The 23,296-nt window shown below is 59.3% G+C and carries 27 protein-coding genes; 19 read left to right on the forward strand and 8 right to left on the reverse strand.

The annotated features are described in order from the left end of the window. Positions 1–168 precede the first annotated feature (168 nt). Complete coding sequence (hemW, locus tag B5G12_RS08660) at positions 169–1,242, reverse strand: radical SAM family heme chaperone HemW (RefSeq protein WP_087324635.1); 1,074 nt, start codon at positions 1,240–1,242, stop codon at positions 169–171. A 111-nt stretch (positions 1,243–1,353) separates the two neighbouring features. Between hemW and B5G12_RS08665 the strand changes: the two genes are divergently transcribed. From B5G12_RS08665 to B5G12_RS08735, 15 genes are all read left to right on the forward strand, one after another. After that, a complete protein-coding gene (locus tag B5G12_RS08665) occupies positions 1,354–2,064 on the forward strand; it encodes a Bax inhibitor-1/YccA family protein (RefSeq protein WP_087229099.1) in 711 nt (236 codons plus the stop codon). A 280-nt stretch (positions 2,065–2,344) separates the two neighbouring features. Continuing rightward, positions 2,345–3,058, forward strand: a complete 714-nt coding sequence (locus B5G12_RS08670) for a CpsB/CapC family capsule biosynthesis tyrosine phosphatase (protein WP_087324636.1) — start codon at positions 2,345–2,347, stop codon at positions 3,056–3,058. Then, entirely contained in the window at positions 3,055–4,056 is a 1,002-nt protein-coding gene (locus B5G12_RS08675) for an LCP family protein (protein WP_087324637.1), read from the forward strand. Before B5G12_RS08670 ends, B5G12_RS08675 begins: the two co-directional genes overlap by 4 nt. Before the next feature lie 20 nt (positions 4,057–4,076). Further along, positions 4,077–4,856, forward strand: coding sequence for a YveK family protein (locus B5G12_RS08680; RefSeq protein WP_087324638.1), 780 nt, complete (start codon positions 4,077–4,079; stop codon positions 4,854–4,856). After that, positions 4,853–5,581: a CpsD/CapB family tyrosine-protein kinase gene (locus B5G12_RS08685; protein ID WP_158098326.1), complete on the forward strand. Its 729-nt coding sequence runs from the start codon at positions 4,853–4,855 to the stop codon at positions 5,579–5,581. The genes B5G12_RS08680 and B5G12_RS08685 overlap by 4 nt, the downstream gene beginning before the upstream one ends. A 1-nt stretch (position 5,582) precedes the next feature. Continuing rightward, on the forward strand, positions 5,583–6,311 hold the full coding sequence (locus B5G12_RS08690) for a hypothetical protein (protein ID WP_087324639.1): 729 nt from the start codon (positions 5,583–5,585) through the stop codon (positions 6,309–6,311). A 95-nt stretch (positions 6,312–6,406) separates the two neighbouring features. Beyond that, the gene (locus B5G12_RS08695; protein WP_087324640.1) at positions 6,407–7,081 is read left to right on the forward strand and encodes a sugar transferase; all 675 of its coding nucleotides are present in this window, start codon (positions 6,407–6,409) and stop codon (positions 7,079–7,081) included. Positions 7,082–7,155: 74 nt separating this feature from the next. Next, entirely contained in the window at positions 7,156–8,307 is a 1,152-nt protein-coding gene (locus tag B5G12_RS08700) for a glycosyltransferase (RefSeq protein ID WP_087324641.1), read from the forward strand. Beyond that, a complete protein-coding gene (locus tag B5G12_RS08705) occupies positions 8,289–9,143 on the forward strand; it encodes a 6-hydroxymethylpterin diphosphokinase MptE-like protein (protein ID WP_158099702.1) in 855 nt (284 codons plus the stop codon). Before B5G12_RS08700 ends, B5G12_RS08705 begins: the two co-directional genes overlap by 19 nt. Continuing rightward, positions 9,140–9,811, forward strand: coding sequence for an acylneuraminate cytidylyltransferase family protein (locus tag B5G12_RS08710; protein WP_087324643.1), 672 nt, complete (start codon positions 9,140–9,142; stop codon positions 9,809–9,811). The genes B5G12_RS08705 and B5G12_RS08710 overlap by 4 nt, the downstream gene beginning before the upstream one ends. 2 nt (positions 9,812–9,813) lie before the next feature. Next, complete coding sequence (locus B5G12_RS08715) at positions 9,814–11,001, forward strand: glycosyltransferase family 4 protein (protein WP_087324644.1); 1,188 nt, start codon at positions 9,814–9,816, stop codon at positions 10,999–11,001. Beyond that, positions 10,998–11,876, forward strand: coding sequence for a WaaS/CpsH family glycosyltransferase (locus B5G12_RS14655; protein WP_158099703.1), 879 nt, complete (start codon positions 10,998–11,000; stop codon positions 11,874–11,876). Before B5G12_RS08715 ends, B5G12_RS14655 begins: the two co-directional genes overlap by 4 nt. A 41-nt stretch (positions 11,877–11,917) precedes the next feature. Further along, positions 11,918–13,189: an O-antigen polymerase gene (locus B5G12_RS08725; protein WP_242955989.1), complete on the forward strand. Its 1,272-nt coding sequence runs from the start codon at positions 11,918–11,920 to the stop codon at positions 13,187–13,189. Beyond that, positions 13,174–14,577 carry a lipopolysaccharide biosynthesis protein gene (locus tag B5G12_RS08730; RefSeq protein WP_087324647.1) on the forward strand — a complete coding sequence of 468 codons (1,404 nt, stop codon included), beginning with the start codon at positions 13,174–13,176 and terminating at the stop codon, positions 14,575–14,577. Before B5G12_RS08725 ends, B5G12_RS08730 begins: the two co-directional genes overlap by 16 nt. Before the next feature lie 258 nt (positions 14,578–14,835). Continuing rightward, positions 14,836–14,973 carry a helix-turn-helix domain-containing protein gene (locus tag B5G12_RS08735; protein WP_087324648.1) on the forward strand — a complete coding sequence of 46 codons (138 nt, stop codon included), beginning with the start codon at positions 14,836–14,838 and terminating at the stop codon, positions 14,971–14,973. A gap of 724 nt (positions 14,974–15,697) precedes the next feature. Here B5G12_RS08735 and B5G12_RS08750 read toward each other — a convergent pair. From B5G12_RS08750 to B5G12_RS08780, 7 genes are all read right to left on the reverse strand, one after another. Further along, the gene (locus tag B5G12_RS08750; RefSeq protein WP_441169890.1) at positions 15,698–16,201 is read right to left on the reverse strand and encodes a phosphotransferase-like protein; all 504 of its coding nucleotides are present in this window, start codon (positions 16,199–16,201) and stop codon (positions 15,698–15,700) included. Beyond that, on the reverse strand, positions 16,202–16,696 hold the full coding sequence (gene lnu(C) / locus B5G12_RS08755; RefSeq protein ID WP_019543803.1) for a lincosamide nucleotidyltransferase Lnu(C): 495 nt from the start codon (positions 16,694–16,696) through the stop codon (positions 16,202–16,204). It lies immediately after the preceding gene. Positions 16,697–16,719: 23 nt separating this feature from the next. After that, positions 16,720–17,757 (reverse strand): IS1595-like element ISSag10 family transposase, encoded by a 1,038-nt coding sequence (locus B5G12_RS08760; RefSeq protein ID WP_058962567.1) that lies wholly within the window; start codon positions 17,755–17,757, stop codon positions 16,720–16,722. Positions 17,758–17,844: 87 nt separating this feature from the next. Next, positions 17,845–17,976 (reverse strand): zeta toxin family protein, encoded by a 132-nt coding sequence (locus tag B5G12_RS08765; RefSeq protein ID WP_132587467.1) that lies wholly within the window; start codon positions 17,974–17,976, stop codon positions 17,845–17,847. 199 nt (positions 17,977–18,175) lie between these two features. Continuing rightward, positions 18,176–18,952 carry an ANT(9) family aminoglycoside nucleotidyltransferase gene (locus B5G12_RS08770; RefSeq protein ID WP_002578722.1) on the reverse strand — a complete coding sequence of 259 codons (777 nt, stop codon included), beginning with the start codon at positions 18,950–18,952 and terminating at the stop codon, positions 18,176–18,178. A 24-nt stretch (positions 18,953–18,976) separates the two neighbouring features. Next, positions 18,977–19,747: a nucleoside phosphorylase gene (locus tag B5G12_RS08775; RefSeq protein WP_002578723.1), complete on the reverse strand. Its 771-nt coding sequence runs from the start codon at positions 19,745–19,747 to the stop codon at positions 18,977–18,979. Positions 19,748–19,771: 24 nt separating this feature from the next. After that, a complete protein-coding gene (locus B5G12_RS08780) occupies positions 19,772–20,569 on the reverse strand; it encodes a helix-turn-helix domain-containing protein (RefSeq protein WP_087231435.1) in 798 nt (265 codons plus the stop codon). A gap of 340 nt (positions 20,570–20,909) precedes the next feature. Here B5G12_RS08780 and B5G12_RS08785 point away from each other — a divergent pair, with 340 nt between their 5' ends. From B5G12_RS08785 to B5G12_RS08800, 4 genes are all read left to right on the forward strand, one after another. Then, on the forward strand, positions 20,910–21,323 hold the full coding sequence (locus B5G12_RS08785; RefSeq protein ID WP_002588751.1) for a cysteine-rich VLP domain-containing protein: 414 nt from the start codon (positions 20,910–20,912) through the stop codon (positions 21,321–21,323). A 111-nt stretch (positions 21,324–21,434) separates the two neighbouring features. After that, positions 21,435–21,830, forward strand: coding sequence for a replication initiator protein A (locus tag B5G12_RS08790; protein ID WP_087231432.1), 396 nt, complete (start codon positions 21,435–21,437; stop codon positions 21,828–21,830). 183 nt (positions 21,831–22,013) lie between these two features. Further along, a complete protein-coding gene (mobV, locus tag B5G12_RS08795; RefSeq protein ID WP_087258076.1) occupies positions 22,014–22,958 on the forward strand; it encodes a MobV family relaxase in 945 nt (314 codons plus the stop codon). A 72-nt stretch (positions 22,959–23,030) separates the two neighbouring features. Beyond that, positions 23,031–23,225, forward strand: a complete 195-nt coding sequence (locus B5G12_RS08800; protein ID WP_087258079.1) for a hypothetical protein — start codon at positions 23,031–23,033, stop codon at positions 23,223–23,225. The last annotated feature ends 71 nt before the right edge of the window (positions 23,226–23,296 follow it).

A 23,296-nucleotide genomic window follows, 5' to 3' on the forward strand; every position in this document is an offset into this window, starting at 1 on the left:
GAGGAATAGAACCATATTCCTTCTGTTGTTGATCGCACCAAAACAAAAGAACTTTTGCGTCACGAAAGATAGGGTCCCTCTGCGGGGGCCGGCCATACGGCCGGCCCCCGCATTGTTTTGCGTGCGTGCGGCGCAAAAAGCCCCCGCCATCCCTTGCGGGGGCGGGGGTCAGATCAGTTCTTCCAGGATGCTGTTCTGGACGATCATGCCCAGCGGGGTCAGTGTCAGACGGCGGGGGGTCAAAGTCAGATAGCCCGCCTGTGCGCACCGCTCTAGGAAGGCCAGCTGGTGCGGGGTGAAGGCCGCGCCGCCGCGGCGCCGGTATTCTGCCAGGTCCAGGCCGGTGGAAAGCCGCAGCTGCAGGATCAGGTAATCCTCGGCGCCGCACCCGCCGTCGGGGACAGGGTCCGCGCCGGCGATGAAAGCGGCGGTGTCGGCGGGGTAGAAAAAGCGCTTGCCCCCAAGGCAGCTGTGGGCCGCTGGCCCCAGACCCAGGTAATCTTCGCAGTCCCAATAGAGGCGGTTGTGCCTGCCCTCAAAACCGGGGCGGGCAAAGCTGGAGATCTCGTATTGGCGGTAGCCGGCCCGGGTCAGCTGCTCCACCGCATAGAGGTAAAAACCGGCGGCCTGGTCGGGGTCCGGCAGGCCCGCAGGGGGACGGCGGCCAAAAGCGGACCCCGGCTCGATCTTGAGCAGATAGGCCGAGATGTGGCAGGCCCCGCCCTGCCGGATCAGCTCGAGCGTCTCGTCGAACTCGGCCCGGGTGTAATGGGGCAAGGCCAGCATGATGTCCCCGCTGATGTTCGCAAACCCGGCCTGCCGGGCCAGGGCAAACGCCTGGCGGGCCTGGGCGGCGGTGTGAGGCCGGCCCAGGGTGCGCAGCTGGCTGTCCCGGGCCGACTGCACCCCGATGGAGAGCCGGTTCACGCCGGCGGCCCGGTATCCCTGCAAAGAGGCCAGGGTCACTGTCTCGGGATTGGCTTCCAGGGTGATCTCGGCGCCGGGTTTGGGCGCCGCAGCCTGGATCAGGCGCGCACACTGGGCAGGCGTCAGCAGGCTGGGGGTGCCGCCCCCAAAATACAGGGTGTCGGGCCGGCCGGGCAGGACGTGGCGGCCCAGAGCGGCCACAAGGGCGTCGATGTAGGCGTCCGGGACCCCGCGCCAGGCCCCTGCGGCGTAAAAATCGCAGTAGCGGCAGCGGGAAAAGCAGTAGGGAATATGATAATAGAGTCCAAAAGACAAAATCAGTCACAGCCTTTTCATGAATCGTTCATTTCTATATAGTATACTAAAACCATCAGAGCGGGGCAATAGGCCGTGACACCCCCGCCTGGCGGAAAAGGAGTGTCTGTTATGAATTATTACAACAATGATTACGACCGCGGCTACACCGAGTCGATGATGTCTGCGGCTGACTATATGGCCCGGACCTACCGCTGGATGGCCTGCGGCTTGATCGTGACCTTTGCGGTGGCCTTCCTGACGGCCACTACGCCTCTGCTCTATGTGGCCAGCTCCCTGTATCTGGTGCTGACCATCGCAGAGCTGGCGCTGGTGTTCTTCCTCAGCGCCCGGATCCAGCAGATGTCGGTGGGGACGGCACGGGCGGTCTTCTTCGCCTATTCGGCCCTCAACGGCATGGTGCTCAGTTTCTATTTCGTGGCCTTCTCGGTGGGTACCCTGGTGATGGCTTTCCTGGCTACGGCGGTCTACTTCGGCCTGATGGCCTTCTATGGCCACACCACCAACCGGGATCTCACCAGCTGGGGCCCCAAGCTGATGATGGGCCTGATCGCCATGATCATCACCGGCCTGGTGGGCACCCTGTTCGGATTTGGCATTGGCGCGTCGCTGCTGTACAGCGGCATCGGCCTGGTGGTGTTCATGCTGCTGACCGCGTATGACACCCAGAAGCTGCACCAGATGTACGCTTACTACGCCGCCGACAGCGAACTGGCCGAAAAGGCCAGCGTCTACGGGGCTCTGACCCTCTATCTGGACTTCATCAACATCTTCCTGTTTGTGGTCCGTCTGCTGGGCCTGAGCAGCCACAGCCGCGACTGAGCCTGCGCCCCAGGGAGGCCCCTGCCTCCTGAACGAGTTTCATGATCCCTCTGGTTCCTCCTCAACCAGTCCCTCTGCCTGTGAAGAGCAGGCGGAGGGTTTTTTGTGTCCCGACCGTACGTGCGCCGTACGGCCGGGACTTTTCTTTTGCCGGTCCTTGGCCGCACATCCCGGCGGCCCGCTGCATAGGAAGGGGATGTAGAGGGACTGCACGCCGGGACGGTATGTTCCGGAGCTCTGACACATACAATGGCAGAGACTCGAAAGGAGGCCGGCTGCTGTGACAGACCTGCATGCCCACCTGCTGCCCGCCATGGATGACGGCAGCCCCGACGTCAAAACATCGGTGGCCATGCTGCGCCGTTTGCAGGCCCAGAAGGTCACGGCCGTCTGCGCGACGCCCCACTATTACCGGCGTCAGAACGCTCCCGCAGCCTTCTGCCTGCGCCGGGCCGAAGCTCTGGGCCGGCTGCTGGCCGCCGCGCCTCCGGGCCTGCCCCGGGTGATGCTGGGGGCGGAGGTGGCCTATTTCCCCCAGATGGAACAGCAGCCTCTGGGCCTGCTGTGTGTGGAGGGCACCCGCACGCTGCTGCTGGAGATGCCCTTTGCCGACTGGACCGACCTGCAGGTGGAGACGGTCACGACCCTGGCGCTGGATTGCCGGTACGATGTGGTGCTTGCCCATCCGGAGCGGTTCTGCTTCAGCCAGGGCAACCGGCGGCAGCTGGCCCGGCTGGCGGCGCTGCCCGTCGGTTTGCAGGTGAACGCCGACAGCCTTCTGCGCCGCCCGCTCCGAGGCCTGGCGCTGGAACTGCTGCGGGGCGCGGCCATCCCCCTGTTGGGCAGCGACTGCCATGACCTGGCCCGCCGTCCGCCCCGTCTGGAGGAGGCAAGGACCGTGATCCGGCGGAGGCTGGGTCCGGACTTCCTGGCCCGGATGGACCGGCAGGCCGACCGCCTGACCCGGCTGCGCCCCGGGGAGGCCGCCTTATGAGGGCCCCGGTGGAGATCACCCGGCGGCAGGTGCTCAAGGGGGCGGCAGCGCTGGCAGCCTTTGGGGCAGGGGTGGCCCTGCTGCGCCGATGGGAACAGCGTCCGATCCCGCCCGACCCGGAGACATCGGGGGACGCCGGCGTGCCGTCCTCGCAGCCCGCCTGCAAAGAGCGGGTCTGGGACGGCAGGACCTACCGCCAAAAGAGCGATGTGGAGAGCTATCTCTTTCTCGGCATCGATGTGATGGGCCCCGCCACAGGGGCGGGCAGCTATATTGCCGGCGGGCAGGCCGACACCCAGATCCTGCTGGTGCTGGACCATCAGGCCCGGACCTGGCAGCTGCTGCAGATCAATCGGGACAGTATGGTGGAAGTGCCGGTGCTGGGCATGATGGGCCGATCCCCCTACACGGTGGTGCAGCAGATCGCCCTGGCCCACGCCTATGGGGACGGCCTGGAGGAGAGCTGTGAGAACAGCGCCGCCGCCGTCTCGATGATGCTGGAGGATCAGCCCATCGACGGCTATTTCGCCATGAATATGGGGGGCGTGGAGGTGCTGGTGGACCAGATCGGCGGGGTGACCCTGACGGTCCAGTCCGACTTTTCCGCCGTGGACCCCACCCTGACCGAGGGCGAGACGCTGACACTGGACGGCCGGCAGGCCCTGGCCTATGTCCGCACCCGCAAGGACGTGGACGACCAGACCAACCTGGCCCGGATGGAGCGGCAGCGGCAGTTCCTGGCTGCACTGGAACAAAAGGCCCGCACGCTGGACGCGGATCTTGCAGCCCGCGTATGGCAGGCCCTGGCCGACTATGTGGTCACCGATATCCCCAGCGGTACGGCGGCCCGGGCGGCCCAGTGCCTGCGGGACTATACCCGGCTGCCCCTGCTGACCATCGCGGGGGAAAACCGGGTGGAAGACGGCTACTGGGCCTATTACCTGGATCAGGACAGTTTGCAGCAGGTGATCCTGCAGCTTTTTTACACCGAGATATAAGGTAGGATAGGAGCGCTGTTATGGAGAACCAACCCCACAGCCAGGCCGCGGCAGCCTGGCAGCCCGGCCGCCCGGCGGAGGACGGCGTCGATCTGGTGGAGATCTTCTACCTGCTCTGGGGGCAGGGACGGCAGATCCTGGCCTGCCTTGCGGCGGGGGCCCTGCTGGCTCTGTGCGGCACCCGGCTTCTGGTCACACCCCTCTATCAGGCGGTGTCCAGCATCTACATCGTGTCGGCTTCCAACAACTCTGTGGTCAACCTCAGCGACCTGCAGATCGGCTCCCAGCTGACTGCGGATTACCAGGAACTGATGCGCAGTCGCCCTCTGCTGGAGGACGTGATCCGGCGTCTCGAGCTGGACACCACCCCCCAGCGGCTGGCCCGGCAGATCCGGATCACCAACGCCGCCAACACCCGTATCCTGAAGGTGACCGTCACCAGCCCCGACCCGCAGATGGCCGCCCGGATCGCAAACCAGCTGGTGGACCTGGCCCGGGTATACCTGCCCGAGGTCATGGAGACCGACCAGCCCAACCTGGTGGAGACGGCGGTGGCGCCCCAGTGGCCCTCCAGCCCCAGCTATGCCTTCAACGGAGCGCTGGGAGGTCTGGCCGGGGCAGTCCTCTGCTGCGGGGTGCTGCTGTGCCGCCGTCTGCTCAACGATACCTTCGTCACCCCGGAAGAGGTGGCGGGCAGCCTGGGGCTGCAGCCCCTGGCCACCATCCCCGAGGCCCAGCCCGAAGGCGGGGCCGGGCGGCCCGGCCGCACCCTGCCCAGATGGAGGAAAGACCAGTCATGAAGACCCTTGTGATCGACCAGATGCCCCAGCTGCCCTTCCAGGTGTCCGAGGCCATCAACCAGCTGCGGATCAACCTGGGGTTCTGCGGCAGCCAGATCAAGACCATCATGATCACCAGCAGCGTGCCCAACGAGGGCAAGAGCTTCCTGACCATCCAGCTGTGGAAGCGGATGGCCGAGGTGGGCACGCCGGTGCTGCTCCTGGACTGCGATTTCCGCAACTCCGAGATGCGCCGCAAATACGGCATCCGCAGCACGGACGGCGGCAAGCTGCTGGGCGCGGCCCACTGCCTGGCGGGTCAGGCCCAGCTGGAAGATGTGATCTACAGCACCAATATTCCCCAGGGTTATATGATCCCGGTGGCGTCCACCATCGCAAACCCGACCATCCTGCTCGAGAGCCCCCGCTTTGCCCGGATGCTGGAGGACTGCGCCGGACGGTTCGGGTGCGTGCTGGTGGATACACCCCCTCTGGGCAGCGTGGCCGACGGGCTGAACATCGCCCGCTACTGCGATGGCAGCGTCCTGGTGGTGCGCTGCGGATCCACCCCCCGCCGCCTGGTGCACAATTCGGTGCAGCTGCTGGGCCGCACCGGCAAGCCCCTGCTGGGGGTGGCCCTCAACCGGGCCAATGCCGGCGGCGGGGCAGGGGGCTATTACTACCGCTATTATGGCGGCAGCTACGACCATACCCATGATACAAACGGCAAAGAGGGAGGCAAATGATATGAAACGAATGGTCAAAAGGGTGGCCAGCGTGTCCCTGGCGGCGGCTGTGGCCGCGACAGCGGGCAGTCAGGCTTTGGCGGTGGGCTGGCAGCCCAGCCGGACCCAGAACGAGGTGGAGGTGGTGGAGAGCGTCGTCTCCACCGGCATCGGGGCGCAGGTGGCGGTCACCGCAGGACCCAGCATCAACCCCGCCACCGGCAGCATCCTGCAGGTGCAGCAGTCCCAGGATGCGGTGATCCAGGTGACGCCGGTGTCCCAGACCCTGGCGGTCAACAACGCCATCAACGCCGCCAACCCCGGCCTGTCTGCCGGGCAGCTGTCCGCAAACCCCACCGCCAGCGGCCTGAGCTATGCGGCCAACGGCCAGCTGAACAACCTCTACAACCTGGTCAATGCGGCCACCTCGGTGGGGGCTCTGCTGGCGGCCAACGCCCCTGCGGCTGCGGCCAACTTCACCCAGGTGGCGGGCGCCCCGGCGGACGCCTATATCCCTCTGGCCCTGTATGACATAGGGGTCTCGGCGGGGGCGGAGAGGATCATCGCCCAGGGCGGCAATGCCACCATCCCCCTGTCGGTCCCCGGGGTGACCAACGGGGCCCTGGTGGTGGCGGTCTGCTGGGACCGGGCAGGCAACTCCCGGGTGGTGCCGGCGGCCGTGGCGGGCAGCGTGGTCTATCTGAACGTGACCACCTCCGGCCCGGTGATGATCCTGGTGCGCGCCCGGTAACACCGGAAGGCTGTGGGCCGCTTTTTTCGCCGGCAAGGGGAGGAAGGCGGCCCTTTATCGCAGGAAAGGGGCGCTGTGTATGAAGGGGTAGAGAGATGAGGCCGGCGGCAGCCCGGCCGCCCCGGAACGGTTGGCTGGACCGGCGGCAGGTGCAGCAGGGCCGGCGGTTGTACCGTGCGGCCCGGCGCTTCCAGGATGTCCTGCTGACGGGAGCGGCCCTGGCGGTCCTGTGGCCTGCCATGGCGGCGGTGGCCCTGGCGATCTGGCTGGACAGTCCGGGCGGCAGCCCTTTCTTTGTGCAGCAGCGGGTGGGGCAGAACGGCCGGCTGTTCCGGCTGTACAAATTCCGCACCATGGTGCCCGATGCCGAGGCACGCCTGGAACAGGTGCTGCCCTGCAATGAGATGGACGGCCCGGTCTTCAAGATGCAGCGGGACCCCCGGGTCACCCGGCTGGGACGGTGGCTGCGCCGGGCCGGCATCGACGAACTGCCCCAGCTGCTCAACGTGCTGAAAGGGGAGATGAGCCTGGTGGGCCCCCGGCCTGCCCTGCCCCGGGAGGCAGAACGGTACACCCCCTATCAGCGCCAGCGGCTGTACGTCAAGCCGGGGCTGACCTGTCTGTGGCAGGTGCAGCCCGACCGCAACCAGATCCCCTTTGACCGGTGGGTGGAGCTGGACCTGGAGTACATCCGGCGGCGCAGCCTGCGGCTGGACTGGGTCCTGATCTTCAAGACCTTCGGGGCGGTGGGTCGGATGTACGGCGCATAAGACCGGCAACGAGAGGAAAGGGGAGGGCATCTTATGAACGTTCGGATTGCGCAAAGGTCTGCAGGAGGCCTGGCATGAAGGGGGCGGGACAGCCGGTGCGGGTGGCCCATGTGATCGGCAAGCTGAGCGCGGCCGGGGTGGAGACGGTGGTGAGCAACTACTACCAGCACATCGACCGCAGCCGCTACCAGTTCGATTTCTACATCGATGCCGACTCGGTGATCCCGCCTTCCCGCCGCCTGATGGAACTGGGGGCGAGGTACTTTGTCATCCCGCCCTACCAGCAGCTGCCCCGGTACATGGCGGCCCTGGCCGGGCATTTCCGGGCGGAGGGCTACCAAATCGTCCATGCGGGGATGAACAGCCTGTCGGTGTTCGCCCTGGGTGCGGCCTGGGCGGCCGGGGTACCGGTGCGCATCTGCCACAGCCACAGCACCTCGGCCCCGGGCGAGCCGGCCAGGAACCTTCTCAAAACCCTGCTGCGGCCCTGGGCGGGGGTGTTCGCCACCCACCGGTGCGCCTGTTCGGCCCACGCGGGGGCATGGCTGTTTGGCCGGCGGGCCATGGCCCGGGGAGAGGTGACCATCCTGCCCAACGGCATCGACTGCGGACGCTTTGGCTACTGCCCGGAACTGCGCGCCGCCTGCCGGCGCCGGCTGGGCCTGCAGGACCGGTTCGTGGTGGGACACATCGGACGGTTCTGTCCACAGAAAAACCACGGCTTTCTGCTGGAACTCTTTGGCCGGCTGTGCCGGGAGGAGCCTTCGGCGGTGCTGCTGCTGGCCGGGACCGGGCCGCTGGAGGGGGAGATCCGCCGCAGGGTCCGGGCCGCCGGGCTGGAGGAACGGGTGCGCTTTCTGGGGGTGGTGGAGGATACGGCGCCTCTCTACCAGGCCATGGACTGCTTTGTGCTGCCCTCCCGGTATGAGGGGCTGCCAGTGGTGGCGGTGGAGGCCCAGGCCGCCGGCCTGCCCTGCGTCTTTTCGGAGGGAGTGCCCTGGGAGGCCGACATTCTGCCGGCCGTGCGGCGGCTGCCTTTGGCGGCCCCGGTCTGGGCCTGGGCCCGGGCGGTGGCCGGGTGCAGGGGCCTGCCCCGGCAGGACGGCAGGGCCCGGGTGGCCGCGGCAGGGTTCGACATCGCGCAGGATGCCGGGCTGCTGGAACGCTTTTACGATGCCTGCATCCGGAACGAAGGAGGAGATGCCTTGTGGACCCCATCCGTCTGAAACTGGCCCTGAAACGCCGGCCCGCCGTGGATGCCGCGCTGCGCAGCGCGGCCTGGCCTGTCCTGCAGGCCCAGCGCCTGGGGGCGGACTGGGCGGCCTGGCGCCGGGGCCGGGGCGCTTACGACCCGGAATTCGCCTGGCTGCCGCCCTTGCAGGGCAAGTACCGGGGCCGCAGCTGCTTTGTGGTGGGCACCGGTCCCAGTCTCTGCCTGGAGGACCTGGAACGGATCCGCCCGGCCTATTCCTTTGGGGTGAACGCCGCCGTGCTGGCCCTGGGCCAGACCGGGTGGCGGCCCGACTTCTATCTGATCCAGGACGAATACGTCTACCTGCGCCTGGAAGCGGCGCTGGCCCTGGCGGCGTCCTCCTGCCAGCTGAAAGCGGTGTGGGTGGGGCAGAACATCGCCCGCCGCTTTCCGCTGCCGGTGGGGTATAAAACCTACCCGCTCCACCTGCTGGACCACAGGCTGCTGCACCGGCGGGGCTGGGGGACGTTCCGCTGTTCATCCGACTGTTACCGCTGCGTCTACGACGGCTATTCGGTGGTGTTCTCGGCGCTGCAGCTGGCCGCTTACCTGGGCTTTGGGCCCATCTTTCTGCTGGGGTGCGATTGCGACTATGCCCAGCCCCGGACCCACTTTATCCCCTGCGGCATCCCCCAGCCCAGGGACAGCGGGCAGCGGATCATCCAGGGGCACCGCGCCTTCTGGGCGTTTGCCCGGCAGCGGGGGCTCCGGGTGTATAACTGCACCCGGGGCGGCGCGCTGGAAGTCTACCCCCGCATCCCGCTGGAACAAGCCGTCCGGCACGCCGCCAGGGAGGGGCGAAAACCATGAAGACTGCCTGTTTTATCCCCATCAAGGCCCACTCCCGGCGGGTGCCCGAAAAGAACCTGCGCCTGCTGTGCGGCCGCAAACTGTACGAGTACATCTGCATCCACGCCAGGCAGGCGGACGTCTTTGACGGGCTGTATGTGGATACCGACAGCCCCGAGGTGGCCGAGTATGCCCGGGCCATGGGCTTTGCGGTGATCCCCCGGGCGGCGGACCTGGCCCGGGACGACGCCAACGGCAACGACCTGCTGGTGCATCACTGGCAGCTGTACCCGGAATATGACTGCTATTTCCAGCTGTTTGCCACGGCTCCCTTTTTGCAGCCGGAGGCCATCCGGGCCTGCGTGGGGCGGCTGGAGAGCGACGGGGGCTGCGATTCCTGCTTCACGGCGGTGCGGCGGCAGGGCTTTTACTGGATGGGCGGCACGCCGGTCAATTACCGCCCCGGCATCCTGCCCCGCAGCCAGGACCTGGCTCCCCTGCTGGAGGAGACCACCGGGCTGTACGGCATCCGCCGCCAGGCGCTGGCAAAGTACCGCTGCCGCATCGGGCGGCGGCCCTATGCGCATCTGGTGGACCGGTATCAGGCGGTGGACATCAACACCGAGGAGGACCTGCGGGAGGCCGGCTGGGTGGGCCGGACCATCTACCGCTTGGGAGGGGAGGGATAGGGATGCGCCTGCTGTACGTCCACGGGGGCTCCCGCTGGAAGTTTGACACCGAGGGCGGACTCTACACTGACACCAGCTCCAACCAGGACGTATGGGACCGGTATCTGCGCTGCGGCAGCCTGACGGTGGTGCTGCGGCGGGACCCCGGCGTCTACCCGCCCCGGACGGCGGCGGCCCGGTTCAACGCCTTTGACCGATCCCGGGCAGACTGGGTGGCCCTGCCCGACCTGTACCGCCCGGCGTCGAATTGGTTCTGTCCCCGGCTGCGCTGGCAGGTGGAAAGGGAGATCGCCCGGCAGGTGCGCCTGGCCGACCGGGTGATCGTGCGGGGTCCCGGGAACGTCTATGCCGACACCGCCCTGCGGTGGGCGCGCCGCTGCCGCAAGCCCTGTCTGATCGAGGTGACCGGCCTGGTCTGGGAGGGGGCCTGGTACCACGGGCCGGTGGGCAAGCTGGCCGCCCCCTGGCGGGAACTGCAATGCAGGCGCAGCCTGCGTCAGGCCGATTGGGCGGTGTATGTGACCCGGCGGGCCCTCCAGAAGCGGTATCCCACGGCGGGGGCCAGCATCGGCTGTTCGGATGTGGAACTGACCGGCCTGGACCCCCGGGTGCTGAGCAGCCGGCTGCGGCGCACTTCGGCCCAAAGCGGGCCTTTGGTGATCGGGACGGCAGCCTCTCTGGACAACGGCGGAAAGGGCCAGAAGGTGGTGATCCGCGCCCTGGGGCTGCTGCGCCGGCAGGGCTGGCCGCCCATAGAGTACCGGCTGGCGGGGGGCGGGGACAGCAGGAAACTGCTGGCCTGTGCGGAAAGGTGGGGCGTCCGGCAGCAGGTGAAGCTGTCGGGATGCATCCGGCACGACGCCATGCGGCAGTGGTACGACCAGCTGGACGTCTATATCCATCCCAGCTATGGCGAAGGGCTGAGCCGGGCCATCCTGGAAGCCATGGCCCGGGCCTGTCCGGTGCTCTCCACGGCAGTGGGAGGCGCCGGGGAGCTGACGGACCCCGGCTGCCTGTTTGAGCCGGGGGACTTCCGCCAGGCCGCCCGGCTGCTGCAGAAGATGAGCAGCCCCGCAGTCAGGCAGGCACAGGCCATGGCCTGCTTTGCCCGGGCCCAGGACTATGCCAAGGCCCGGCTGGACCCGCTGCGGGAAGCCTTTTACCTGGCCTTTATGCAGGAGGGAACATGAAACGGACGCTGGTCCTCATCGACGACCTCTATTACCAGTACGGGCTGCGGGGCAAAGAGGAAGCGGGGATCCTGTGTTTGCCCATGCTGCGTCCGGCGCGGCCCGGCCTGGCCGTCCGGGCGGCCCGCAAGCTGGAACTGTCCGTCCGGGCGCCCTGGGCGGACCGCTGGCTGGCCCCCTGGATGGAGCGGATCGGGGAGTGCAGCCAGGTGATCCTGGCCGACGCGGGCAACAGCTTTGCGGTGGCGGGCCTGATCCGCGAACGCTGGCCCCAAAAGCGGCTGATCCTGTGGTACCGCAACCTGGTGCAGGCGTCCCAGCCTCCCGGTCAGGCTCCGCCCGGCTGCGAGGTGTGGTCCTTTGACCCGGGGGACTGCCGGGCCTATGGCCTTGGGTACAACCCCCAGTTCTATGTGCCCAGCCCCGCCTGCCGTGCCGGGGCGTCCGGGCCATGGGACGCCTTTTTTGTGGGGCGGGACAAAGGGCGGCGGCAGCTGCTGGCCCGGATGGAGGCGGCCCTGCAGGCCCAGGGGTGCAGCACCCGGTTCTGCATCGCGGGGGTGAACAGTCCCCGGCTGACCTACGCCCAGGTGCTGCAGGGGATCGCGGGCTGCCGGGTACTGGTGGACTGCAAGTGCAGCGGCCAGCAGGGGATGACCCTGCGTCCGCTGGAGGCGCTGTTCTACGGCAAAAAGCTGCTGACCAACGACAGCCGGCTGGCGGGGGAGGCGTTTTACCACCCCGACAATATCTTTATCTGGGGGCAGGACGACCCGGCCCGGCTGGGCAGCTTCCTGCACAGCGCCTGCCGTCCGGTCCGTCCGGCCATCCTGGCACAATACGGGCTGGAGCGGTGGGTGGAGCGGTTTGGATGACCGCCGCCGGGGCGGGATGGGGAGGGGATAGGGTGGTTTATATGTTGCTGGCAGCGCTGGTCCCCCTGGGACTGCTGGGCTATTGGGCCTGCGGCAGGGATCTGTTTGCCCCGGGCATGATGCTGGTGCTGGTGACGGCTTTCACCACGGGATGCGCGCTGTACAATATGCCCTTGTGGCAGTTCGAGCTCTCGGGCTGGACGGTGTGGCTGCTGGTCAGCACCCTGGCCGTGGGGGTGGTGCTCAACGGGTTGGTGCACGCCTGTGCCCGGCGGGTGCGCATCATCCCCTGGCAGGGGCAGAGCCGGCCCATCCCTGCCGGGGCCTCCTGGGCCGTACTGGCCGTATTGGCGGTGGTGGCGGGGATCATGCTGAGCCAGATCCGCCAGATCGCCGGCACCGGCTTTTTTGTCGAGGTGATGGTGCGGTTCCGGACCCGCAATTCCTACGGCACCGACCTGGCCGACCAGCTGCCCCTGTGGGTGCGCCAGCTGCTCAGCCTGGCGGCGGTGCTGGAGGTGCTGTACCTGTTCAACCTGTTCAAGCACGGCAAGCGGATGGGCCGGCTGGACCGGGCGCTCAACCTGGGGGTGGTGGCCCTGGCTACCCTGGTCAGTCTCCTGACGGGAGGACGCTTTTCGGCCATGACCGCCCTGGTGGCTGCCTTTGTGCTGTGGTATATGCTGGGGCCGGACGGGCCGCGGGCGCTGCGCCCCGGCCGGATGGTTCGGGCGGCCCTGGTGGCTTTGGGGGTGCTGTACCTGTTCTACGGGGTCAGGGTCTTTGTGGGCCGCCAGTCGGAGCAGGGGATGCTGGAATACATCACACACTATGCGGGGGGAAGCCTGCCCGGGCTGGACCTCTATTTCAAGGACCCGCCGCCGCCTTCGGACATCTGGGGCAAGGAGACCTTCTACTCCCTCAACCAGGGCCTGCGCAAGCTGGGGCTTTTGGAGATCCCCTATTATCTGGTCCACCATGAGTTCCGCCGCAGCGGGGGCGGCTCGATCGGCAACGTCTACACCGCGCTGCGGGATTACCACTACGACTTTGGTCTGGCGGGGATGTACCTGCTGCACATCGTGTTCGTGCTGTTCTTCTCGGTCTTTTACGAGTACCAAAAACGGCGCCGCTCCGACCTCGGGCTGATCGTGCTGGCCATGATGTACTACGCGCTGGCCTTTTACATGATCTCCAATTTCTTCTACGCCAATCTGGTGTCCTTCGGGTTCGCCATCCGGCTGGGGATGACGGCGGCGCTGTATCTGCTGCTGATGGGCAAAAGGAGGGGCCGGCCATGGACCGCAGGCTGAGGCGGAACGTATGCTTTGCCCTGCTGGGGCAGGGAGCGGCCCTGGCGGCGGGCGGGGTGGGCAGCCTGGTGCTGCCCAAAGCCCTGGGGGCGGAAGCGTTCAGCTATTGGCAGCTGTTCCTGTTCCATGCGTCCTACCTGCCCTGTCTGGCTCTGGGCCTGAACGACGGGGTCTATCTGCGCTATGGCGGCTGCGAGCGGGCCCGGCTGGATCTGGCGGCACTGAAAAGCCAGCTGGCGGCAGGGCTGCTGGCCCAGGGCTGCGCGGCCGCCGCGGCAGGCGGGTGCGCTCTGGCCCTGCTGCGCGATCCCTGGCGCAAAGGGATGGCCGCTGCGGCGCTGGTCTACTATCTGCTGTACACCTGTCACAATTTTTTGGGCTATCTGTTCCAGGCCTGCGGGGAGGCGGAGGTCTGGGCCAAATCCCTGCTGCTGGACCGCGGCCTCTGCCTGGCCGCGCTGGGGGCGCTGCTGGCTTTGGGCCGCGCCGGGCTGTGGCAGCTGCTGGGATGCTACCTGGCGGCCCAGGGCTGCGCGGCCCTTTATCTGATTGGGCGGATGGGACCGGCCTTTGTCCGGGCGAAATGCAGTCTGGCCGTGGGCCGGGCCGAATGGCGGCGCAGCGTCCGGGCAGGCTGGAGCCTGATGCTGGCCAATCTCTGCTCGATGCTGGTGCTGGGCGCAGGCCGGCAGGTGGCAGACCTGCGGTGGGGGGTGCAGGCCTTTGGGCAGCTGTCCTTTGCCCTCAGCCTGGTGAATGCCGGACTGGCTTTTCTGGCCCAGGTGGGGCTGGTGCTGTTCCCGATGCTGCGGCGGATGGAGGCGGAAGGGTGTGCGGCTGCCTTCCGGCGGATGCAGAAGCGATTGTTCCTGCTGCTGCCGGCAGTCTACATTCTGTATTTTCCTTGTGCGTTTTTCCTGAAACGGTGGCTCCCGGACTATGCGGCCAGCCTTGCCTGCCTGCCCGCCCTCATGCCCATATGCTATTTTGACTGCCAGATGCATCTGGTGGGGGCCACCTTCCTCAAGGTGCTCGGCCGGCAGGACCAGCTGCTGCGGATCAACCTGACCGCTGTGGGTGTGTGCATCCTGTGCAGTCTGGCGGCGGCCTGGGGCCTGGACAGCGTCTATGGGGTGGCCTGCGGCATGAGTCTGGCATCGGCCTGCCGCTGCCTCCTGGCCCAGCGGGCCCTGCGCAAAACGCTGGGCGGCCCCGCCCGGGGCCTGTGGGACGCGGGTCTGGCTGCGGCGTTTGTGGCTCTGGCAGGCCGCGCCCCCTGGCAGCTGACGGCGCCGGTGCTGGCGGCGTGCCTGGCCGCCCGCTGGGTCTGGGCAGTAGAAAAAGCGCCTCCGAAATGGTATACTGGAAAAAAGGAGGCGGACGGATGAACGGTTTTTTGCTGCTGGTTCCATTTTTTGCGATCCGGTTTGGGGTGCTGGCCCGAAAGGGGCGGCAGGCCACCGGGTGATCCTGGCCGAGGAGAGGGAGTGCCTGGCGCGGTTTGGCGCGGCCTACCGGGACTATATGCAGAGGGTCAGGCGCTATTTGTGAGGTCTACGCAGCGAAGAGTTCCGCTTATCTACGCAGCGTGTGTTGCAAAACAGGCCGTCCGTTCGGTAAAATGGAGGCAGAAAGGAGGTGGAGCGATGGACCAGATCAAGATCGGCAGATTCATCGCGGAACAGCGAAAGGCCCGACAGCTCACCCAGCGCCAGCTGGCCGGAGAGCTGGACATCAGCGACAAGACGATCAGCAAATGGGAGACCGGGGGTTCACTTAGATAAAGATACCACATCAATCCCACGCTGACTTTTGCTCAACCGATACAGCCGGAGGGCTGGATAACAAGAAAAGGCGGTATGCGCCCCGTGGAGGGGTAGCGTACCGCCTTTTCTTGTGGGGGTTTCCAAAGGGGGCAACGCCCCCATTTGGCACACGACTTTGCGAAGCAAAGTGTAGTGTGTTATACGCTCTGTCGGCGTTGCCGTGAAAATGCCGTTGCCGCCGGGGAGGGCAAGGGCATTTGGAGCGGCAGGAAAACAGGGCTGTGCTTGCGTGGCGTAGAGCCGTAAGCACAGGTCTGGTTTCAACAGCAGACTGGGCGTATATGAAAGCCCCCGTCCCTCGTCCTACGCTCCGACTTGTGGACAAAGTGTCCCGAAGTTGTGGCTACACTCCCGGAAAAGTAACAGGACAGCGGGCAACCGTCAAGGCTGAAATGAACGGGCTTACACCCGGCCTTGACCGCCACCCGCCGTTCCGCTGAATGGGTGAACAAGGCGACCAATCCCTCAAAGTGCTTGGCCGCTCTCTTTCTGATTTTGGAGTGTTTCTTTTCTCATAATTGAAATGGGCGGGAAGCCATTTTAGGGCTTTCCCGCCTTGATTGCCCATCAGCAAAGCCAGACGGAACGGTCAACGGCGGCGCATGAAATGCGCCGTTCATCTTGACCGTTAACTGGCTTTGCTATTTCTCTGATAAATGAAATTTCGATTTTTAGAAATCGTTTAAGATAGCAATGCGGCTCCACTTGAAATTTTTTCTTTTACTGCAAAAACAGCCTCTTGGATAGAATAGGTTGTCGTTTCTATAACATTCGATTCATATATCCCCAAATTACAAAATTGCTCCCACATTGTTTCTACTAATTCAACATTTGTTTTTCTGTCTAATTTTGAACGTTCCACAGCTCGTTTCATAGTTTCTTCTTTACTGGCTCTTAAAACAATATAGTGTACTTCATAATCTTCTCGAACAAGGGCTCTCCATGGTTCTAAAAACCACGGCCCGACAATTCCATCTACAATTACATCATATCCGCCGCGGGCATAGCGCTTTGCAGCTTCTAAAAAGGCTTCAATGACAACTAAATTTTGTTCGTTGGACTCTGGTAAATGCGGCGGTATTGCTCCTTTGCTTAAATAATGAAAGGCTATGTCACAACAAACAGTTGATAAATAGCCATTTTTATAGGGGAGTATCAGAACTCCCCTACAAACTGTTATTTGCAGTTATCTATACTCATTTGGAATTTCGATATGAAGTGTCTCACACAATAACTTCACATCATGTGCATCATTTTCATCAAACTCGTATCCCAGATGGAACATTACTTGACTATATGGTTCAATACAGGAAACCTCTATTTCCTCAATTCTTCCTTTACCCGAAAAAGTTTCTACCGGAAAACAATCCCCATCATAAAGAATTTCACCTTCGTCCGTATATTCAAAACAATGCAAATCAATAATTCTGTTTTTCAAATCTTCCCATACAGTATGGTTCAATGTTGTATATTCCATCTTAATCTCATAAAAGCCATTAGCTTTCATTATTTCTATAAAGTTCTGATAATCGTTCTTTTCTACAAAAATGTCAATATCATTATGGGCTCTTGACTGATATCCAAGAAGAGCATCTACACCCCAGCCACCATCAAGAAAGACTTTAATCTCCGCATCTATTGCAAATTGAAGAATCTGTTTTACATCTGTTATATTGACCATCTTATCATCTCCACAAATTCTAATTAGGCGACCAGAGGAACTGCTGGTCTGTTTGATAAATCTCTGCATTTAGCAGTTTTCAATGTTGCCAAAACGAAAGTTAAGAAGATGTTCCTTTTCTCCATGTCGCTTTCTTTGGCGTAATTTACAAGGTTATTCCACACAAGATAGTTGTTCAGATACTTGGTAGAAACACCGTTAAAGCCACGCATAAACCTCTTTAGCTGGCTATGGTAGCTATTGATATGTTGGATATTATAAATGCCTTTCTTGGCTTTGCCAGTCTTTAACTGCACAAGGTCAATGCCATTGGCATTTGTAAATCTCACATAGGAGTTCATCTTGTCCGTAACAAGAGTGGAATTGGTCTTAATCCTACCATCATAAATATGATGTAAATCTATTGTAGAAACTCTACCAGTATTCGTAATCTTGGAGATAGACAAGCCATTCCTATTAACCGCACAAGGAACACATACCTTTTCTTGGGACAAGCCTCTGATATGTGTAGAATGACCACGCTTATGAGCCTTGCGTGGCATAGCAAATGTCTTACTCTTGCTATGATTGCCCTTGTACGAGATGGCGAAAAAAGTTTCGTCAGCCTCAATAATGCCGTCAAGGGTAACATCGTCTGCCATATTCTGAAGTGCATCCAAAATCTTGTGTCTCCAAAGGAATGCGGTGTTTCTGTGAATCCCACAAGCAACAGCAGTCTTACGAATGGATAAGCCATTCATCATACAATCAATGTACTGCTCCCACACGGACAAGTCTTTTCTTGTACCAGACACAATGGAGTTCGTAGCAATCACGAAGGACTTGCCACAATCCTTACATACATATCGCTGTGTGCCATCTTTACGATGACCATTGCGAACCACATGGATACAGCCACAAAGAGGGCATACACGACCATTTGCAAAGCGTTCCTTTGCTACGAAATCTTCAATATTCAAAGACTTTACAAAGGCAGGACTTAAAAGCATTGTTTTAAGGCTTTCCTGCTCTGCGACAGTCAACTTACCGATAATATCTAATGCGTCTTTGATAGTAGGCATATCCAATTACCTCCTTCGGTGGTACTGTTTCTTACTATTATTATACGCTATTTCTCGTCAAAAATCAACCATTTGTTGTGACAGAGCCTAATGAAAAAAGTCGTCTGTGTGCATATGCACAGATTTATCCATGTTCGATTCTTTTGCGACAATCGACGCAGTTGTTGTCTTTCCTGTTCCCGGCGAACCTGTAATCACAATAATTCTTCCTTGATTCATCTACATTCTCCCTCGCAATTTAGATTTACCGCTCTCTTTCTGATTTTGGAGCGTTTCTTCTCTCAAGATTGAAATGGGCGGGAAGCCATTTTAGGGCTTTCCCGCCTTGATTGCCCATCAGCAAAGACGGGCGGGACTGTCAACGGCGGCGCATTTATGCGCCGTTCATCTTGACCGTTGATTGGCCCCGCTAACTTTGCTACTCTGTTCTAAGTAATTCCTCAATTTGTTTTTTCATATATTCTACAAGTGCCATCGCTTCCTTTTCTACTGTCTCCCATTCATCAGACAAATTTCCCAAATAAGCTTCCTTTGCCGTTGTTAGCAGGGGGGGAAATCTCTCCGGCAATTTTAAAATTACCCATTTTGCGGCAACATCTTTTGTCGTGATTTCTTCTGTTACTAAAGTAAACCACATTCGTGATAAGGTTAATAACACATTTCTTTCATCACCCTTAAAGCTGGAAATCAAACCAGGTAAAGAAAACCGAATTGCTTTTTTAATTTCGTGAAATGGGATAGCGGGAATAAGCTCTTTGCTTTCCGCCCCCTTCAAAGTTATGCTATTTTTTCTTGCTTGCCATAATAAAATCATTATATCTGGGTCATTGCAGGCTTGCGGATATTCTCCTGCTTCCATCTCTCCCCTTAGCCATTCACCATACATATACTGACATTTTGGCGGAAATTGCAACGGAACAATATCAGATTGATTGATAATAGTTACCTCTAAAGGTCTTTTTTCAATACAGCCTACGGAGCCAGAAATTTTCAATAATTGCTTTGTTAGATCTGCTCTGATTGAATTACTCAATTCTTGTTTAGTAATTATCAGTATATCTATATCACTATCTGGACGCAGCCCATTCATTGTTGCTGAACCATATAAATATATCCCCAATATTTGACCTTGTAATATGGTTTCTGCTATTGAAATAACTTGATTTACTTGTTGTGGAAATTCATTTATATTCATTGTAACTCCTATATGTATTTATTTTTACTCCTCAACAACTGATAAAACAGCGTCTAAGGCTAATTCTAAGGCTATGGATATACTTGTTTTTCCCCATTCTCTTTCTTGGTATTTATGAGGGTCTGCAAGAGTATCGGCTGAAAAAAGCAGCATAGCCCATGTAACTTTTCTAAATTTTGCACACGCCGCCAATGCGGAACATTCCATTTCTACTACTTGACATCCCTCTTCTTTCCGATACTGAACCATTTCTACTGTTTCTCGATAAAAACCGTCTGTTGTCCATGTTTTAACTTCCCAATATGGTATATTCTTTTGGCTTAAAGCAGATTCAATCGCATTTATACCAGCCTTTGAAATCTCTACTTCTCGGGAGGGAGGAAGATAATGGTAAGATGTTCCCTCATCTCTCAATGCAGAAACAGGTATCAAAAATCTATTTTCCGGGATGTCTTCCAATACGCCGCAGGAGCCGACGGAAATAATCTTTGTTACACCCCCTGCAATTAAATATTCTAAAACTTGGACGGCAGCAGCACTTCCCACAGGAGCCGGACATAGACATATTTTCTCCTGATTATAAAGACATTCATAAATAGGATATCGTCTTGTTGCACTTTCAAATTCATCTATCTGTATTCCATCATGGGTATGTGCATAATTTTCAACCTCGTCTCCTAAAAAAGCAAACACTGCTTTTGCAGGAAAACATTTTTTCCCATTTCCCGGCTGAAAAACAGCTTTTGATGCGGTATCGTACTCTAAAACAGGGTAGTCATGCTTTACTAATGGCATATTATTATCTCGAATAACAGGCTATTATTCTATTCCTTTCATCATCTTTTTTGCCAACTGCTTGAACAGGTCGGCAGTTTCTTCATCCATCGGTGCAAGCTGTCCGATCTGTCCGGCAACCATCGCCGTTACATCGTCAATGGAAAGCGGGTTTTGCTTCTGTTCCGCCAATGCGTCCCGCATGGCTTGGAACATCGCGGCGGTCACAGCTTCTCCCGGCTGTTCCCCGTTGTCAATGTCTTTCTTAATATCCCGCAGGATAGCAAGGAACACATTTTTGATTTTCTCAATCTCCGCCTCATGTTCCCCCATCTTCTGGGCGTTCAAAAGCTGTAAATCCTGCTTTGCTTCCGCCCGGTGTTCCGGGTGTTCTTTCATCAGGTCGGACAGGGAAGCCGTTGCCATCTCGATAAGCTGGTTTCTTGCTGTTATGCCTTTTGCCGCTGTGTCCTGAAAATAAATCCGTATCAAATCTATCAGCTTAGGAAAATTCCTATGTTCCAACAGGCGGTTGAGGATTTGCACATCAACAGCACCCGTCACAAGCCCCCTCACGGCTCCCTCGGACAAGCCTAATTCAGAAATATCGTAGCTTTTACGAACGCTCACGGTAGACAAGCCCAGTATGTAGTCTGTCGATACCTTAAATTCCTTTGCTACACCTATGAGAATATCACTGCTGACCGTTCTTGTTTCGCCGCTGACAATGCGGCTCAACTGGGAAGCGGAAACGCCTATCTTCTCCGCAAGTTCCTTTTGTGTGATGTGGTTCCCGTTGCATAAATCGGAAATCCGCTGTCCGGGTGTTCCGGGTAAAGCCATAGATACGCACCTCCTCCGCATACTTCCATTATACAGAATGATTGCAAAAATGCAATTTCCAAAGTGTAAACTTCATCAAAATGCAATTCTCGCAATATTCCGGGAATTGCATTTTTTTCGTGTAGACTTAGGGTAGTTCATCGATGGACGGCACCTTGAAAACAGAATGACCGTCCGAAAAGGAATACCCCGGCTGGGGAAGCACCGCAAGGAGCCGGACTTCGGGACAAAATGTCCCGAAGTTGCGGGGAGCGTGCCAACGCCGGAACACGCCGCAGGAATGAGGCAGGAAGCCTTTTCGGGGGGGGAACGGCAACGGAAAGCAAAATGGAGGGAACGCATGAGAGATAACCCCTATAAAGACTTGCCGCCGCTGGAACGCAGGCCGGACGGTTCCCTTTACCGCATGACCCCGGCGCAGAGAAAACAGGCGGCCAGCCTGATACGCCGGGAGTGCTGTTGCTGTGAGGACGGCAACTGCATTGTCCTTGACGATGGGGACACCTGCACCTGTCCGCAGACGATTTCTTTCTCGGTCTGCTGTAAGTGGTTCCGCTGGGCGGTCTTGCCGCTGGACGGGACGCTGGAAGCGGAGATTTTCCGGGATAAGGACTTGAAACGCTGTGAGGTCTGCGGCGGTGTGTTCGTCCCCAAATCCAACCGGGCAAAATACTGCCCCGGCTGTGCCGCCAGAGTTCACAGGCGGCAGAAAACAGAAAGTGAACGGAAAAGGAGGTCTGCTGTGGACAGTTAGGAGCGAAAAAAGCCTTGATTTATCAGGCTTCGCAAGCCCCAAACCGGGGCAGGTGGTATAAAGTATCGCCCGCCCCGGAAAACGGGCTTCTAACCGTCCACAAAACGCACTATGACAAATACCATCTATATCCATCAGCCGGAAAGGGCGTTCAGCTTCACCCGGCTCCCGAATTTCCTCTTTGAAGCCCCCACGTTCAAGCTCCTGTCCAACGAGGCAAAGGTTCTGTATGCCTTTATTCTGCGCCGGACAGAGTTATCCCGCAAAAATGGGTGGGCGGATGACTGCGGACGGATTTTCCTGTATTTCCCTATCTGTGAAGTGGTCACATTGCTCCATTGTGGGCGGCAAAAAGCGGTGAACACCCTGCGGGAACTGCAATACGCCGGACTGGTGGAAATCCAGAAGCAGGGCTGTGGAAAACCCAACCGCATTTTCCCAAAATCCTATGAAGCGGTTCCAAACACCGACTTCAAGAAATCCCGTTCTGGTACGCCGGAGGACTGAAAACCGTACCCTTGAAGTACGGAAATCAATCTTGAGAAGTAGGAAAACCAGACGGTATATAGAAATACAAAGATTAAAATGATTTATTTATATCCATTCCATTCCTATCGTATCAGAGATAATTCTGGCGGGATTTTCCCTGTGGAAAACCCTGGATAGGAAAGGAATGGGGAAAGGAGCAGAATGGCACAACACGCAATTTTGCGGTTTGAGAAGCACAAGGGCAACCCGGCAAGGCCGCTGGAAGCCCATCACGAAAGACAGAAAGAACAATATGCCAGCAATCCCGACATTGACACAAGCCGGAGTAAATACAACTTCCATATCGTCAAGCCGGAGGGACGCTATTACCACTTCATTCAGAGCCGTATCGAGCAGGCCGGATGCCGGACGAGGAAAGACAGCACACGGTTTGTCGATACACTGGTAACTGCCAGCCCGGAGTTTTTCAAGGGGAAATCCCCAAAGGAGATACAGGCGTTTTTCCAGAGGGCGGCGGCTTTCCTCATTGGCCGGGTAGGACGGGAAAATATCGTGTCGGCGGTGGTACACATGGACGAGAAAACGCCCCACCTGCATTTGACCTTTGTTCCGCTGACAAAGGACAACCGCCTGTGTGCAAAGGAGATTATCGGCAACCGGGCAAACCTGACGAAGTGGCAGGACGATTTTCACGCCTATATGGTGGAGAAATATCCTGACTTGGAGCGTGGGGAAAGCGCCAGCAAGACAGGCCGGAAGCATATCCCCACCCGGCTTTTCAAACAGGCGGTTTCCCTCTCCAAACAGGCCAGAGCCATTGAAGCCGCCCTTGACGGCATTAACCCGCTGAACGCCGGAAAGAAAAAAGAGGAAGCCCTTTCCATGCTGAAAAAGTGGTTCCCGCAGATGGAAAACTTCTCCGGGCAGTTGAAAAAGTACAAGGTCACAATCAATGACCTGTTGGCGGAGAATGAGAAGTTGGAAGCAAGAGCAAAGGCCAGTGAAAAAGGCAAGATGAAAGATACGATGGAACGGGCAAAGCTGAAAAGCGAACTGGACAATTTACAGAGGCTGGTTGACCGTATCCCGCCGGATATACTGGCGGAACTGAAACGGCAGCAGCGGCACACGGCAAAGGAAAGGTGATAGATATAAGCAGAAATTTTCGCCGCCCCTGTGCGGCATTGTACCTTGAAAACTGAATATGGAGGACACTGGATGGCAAAAAGCGAAAGCGATATTTTTACACCCCGGACAGGGCAGGTCATACGAACAGAGAACGGGACGCAGTATTTTGTATGTGGGAACAACCGTATAAAAATCTCCGAACACTTCGCCGCAGTCGGGAAGCCCCTCGGTGATCTGATTGTAGATGTGGTGCGGCATACCGCAGAAAAAGCCGCTTCAACCTGATAGCCCATCATTGATAACACGCCCACGCTTATGATATAATTGCCATAGAGCAAAAGTATTGTAAGCGTGGG

The organism is Faecalibacterium sp. An58 (genome assembly GCF_002161515.1).
GTDB lineage: Bacteria > Bacillota > Clostridia > Oscillospirales > Ruminococcaceae > Faecalibacterium > Faecalibacterium avium.

What these genes read in the sequence shown, in the direction of transcription:
- B5G12_RS08695 (WP_087324640.1), top strand. Translation starts at nt 6,407, where the DNA reads ATGAGGCCGGCGGCAGCCCGGCCGCCCCGGAACGGTTGGCTGGACCGG.
- B5G12_RS08760 (WP_058962567.1), bottom strand. Translation starts at nt 17,757, where the DNA reads ATGCCTACTATCAAAGACGCATTAGATATTATCGGTAAGTTGACTGTC.
- mobV (WP_087258076.1), top strand. Translation starts at nt 22,014, where the DNA reads ATGGCACAACACGCAATTTTGCGGTTTGAGAAGCACAAGGGCAACCCG.
- B5G12_RS08700 (WP_087324641.1), top strand. Translation starts at nt 7,156, where the DNA reads ATGAAGGGGGCGGGACAGCCGGTGCGGGTGGCCCATGTGATCGGCAAG.
- B5G12_RS08735 (WP_087324648.1), top strand. Translation starts at nt 14,836, where the DNA reads ATGGACCAGATCAAGATCGGCAGATTCATCGCGGAACAGCGAAAGGCC.
- B5G12_RS08770 (WP_002578722.1), bottom strand. Translation starts at nt 18,952, where the DNA reads ATGAATATAAATGAATTTCCACAACAAGTAAATCAAGTTATTTCAATA.
- B5G12_RS08780 (WP_087231435.1), bottom strand. Translation starts at nt 20,569, where the DNA reads ATGGCTTTACCCGGAACACCCGGACAGCGGATTTCCGATTTATGCAAC.
- B5G12_RS08690 (WP_087324639.1), top strand. Translation starts at nt 5,583, where the DNA reads ATGAAACGAATGGTCAAAAGGGTGGCCAGCGTGTCCCTGGCGGCGGCT.
- B5G12_RS08790 (WP_087231432.1), top strand. Translation starts at nt 21,435, where the DNA reads ATGACAAATACCATCTATATCCATCAGCCGGAAAGGGCGTTCAGCTTC.
- B5G12_RS08665 (WP_087229099.1), top strand. Translation starts at nt 1,354, where the DNA reads ATGAATTATTACAACAATGATTACGACCGCGGCTACACCGAGTCGATG.
- B5G12_RS08715 (WP_087324644.1), top strand. Translation starts at nt 9,814, where the DNA reads ATGCGCCTGCTGTACGTCCACGGGGGCTCCCGCTGGAAGTTTGACACC.
- B5G12_RS08775 (WP_002578723.1), bottom strand. Translation starts at nt 19,747, where the DNA reads ATGCCATTAGTAAAGCATGACTACCCTGTTTTAGAGTACGATACCGCA.
- B5G12_RS08725 (WP_242955989.1), top strand. Translation starts at nt 11,918, where the DNA reads ATGTTGCTGGCAGCGCTGGTCCCCCTGGGACTGCTGGGCTATTGGGCC.
- B5G12_RS08785 (WP_002588751.1), top strand. Translation starts at nt 20,910, where the DNA reads ATGAGAGATAACCCCTATAAAGACTTGCCGCCGCTGGAACGCAGGCCG.
- B5G12_RS14655 (WP_158099703.1), top strand. Translation starts at nt 10,998, where the DNA reads ATGAAACGGACGCTGGTCCTCATCGACGACCTCTATTACCAGTACGGG.
- B5G12_RS08710 (WP_087324643.1), top strand. Translation starts at nt 9,140, where the DNA reads ATGAAGACTGCCTGTTTTATCCCCATCAAGGCCCACTCCCGGCGGGTG.
- B5G12_RS08730 (WP_087324647.1), top strand. Translation starts at nt 13,174, where the DNA reads ATGGACCGCAGGCTGAGGCGGAACGTATGCTTTGCCCTGCTGGGGCAG.
- B5G12_RS08675 (WP_087324637.1), top strand. Translation starts at nt 3,055, where the DNA reads ATGAGGGCCCCGGTGGAGATCACCCGGCGGCAGGTGCTCAAGGGGGCG.
- B5G12_RS08765 (WP_132587467.1), bottom strand. Translation starts at nt 17,976, where the DNA reads ATGAATCAAGGAAGAATTATTGTGATTACAGGTTCGCCGGGAACAGGA.
- B5G12_RS08685 (WP_158098326.1), top strand. Translation starts at nt 4,853, where the DNA reads ATGAAGACCCTTGTGATCGACCAGATGCCCCAGCTGCCCTTCCAGGTG.
- B5G12_RS08800 (WP_087258079.1), top strand. Translation starts at nt 23,031, where the DNA reads ATGGCAAAAAGCGAAAGCGATATTTTTACACCCCGGACAGGGCAGGTC.
- B5G12_RS08680 (WP_087324638.1), top strand. Translation starts at nt 4,077, where the DNA reads ATGGAGAACCAACCCCACAGCCAGGCCGCGGCAGCCTGGCAGCCCGGC.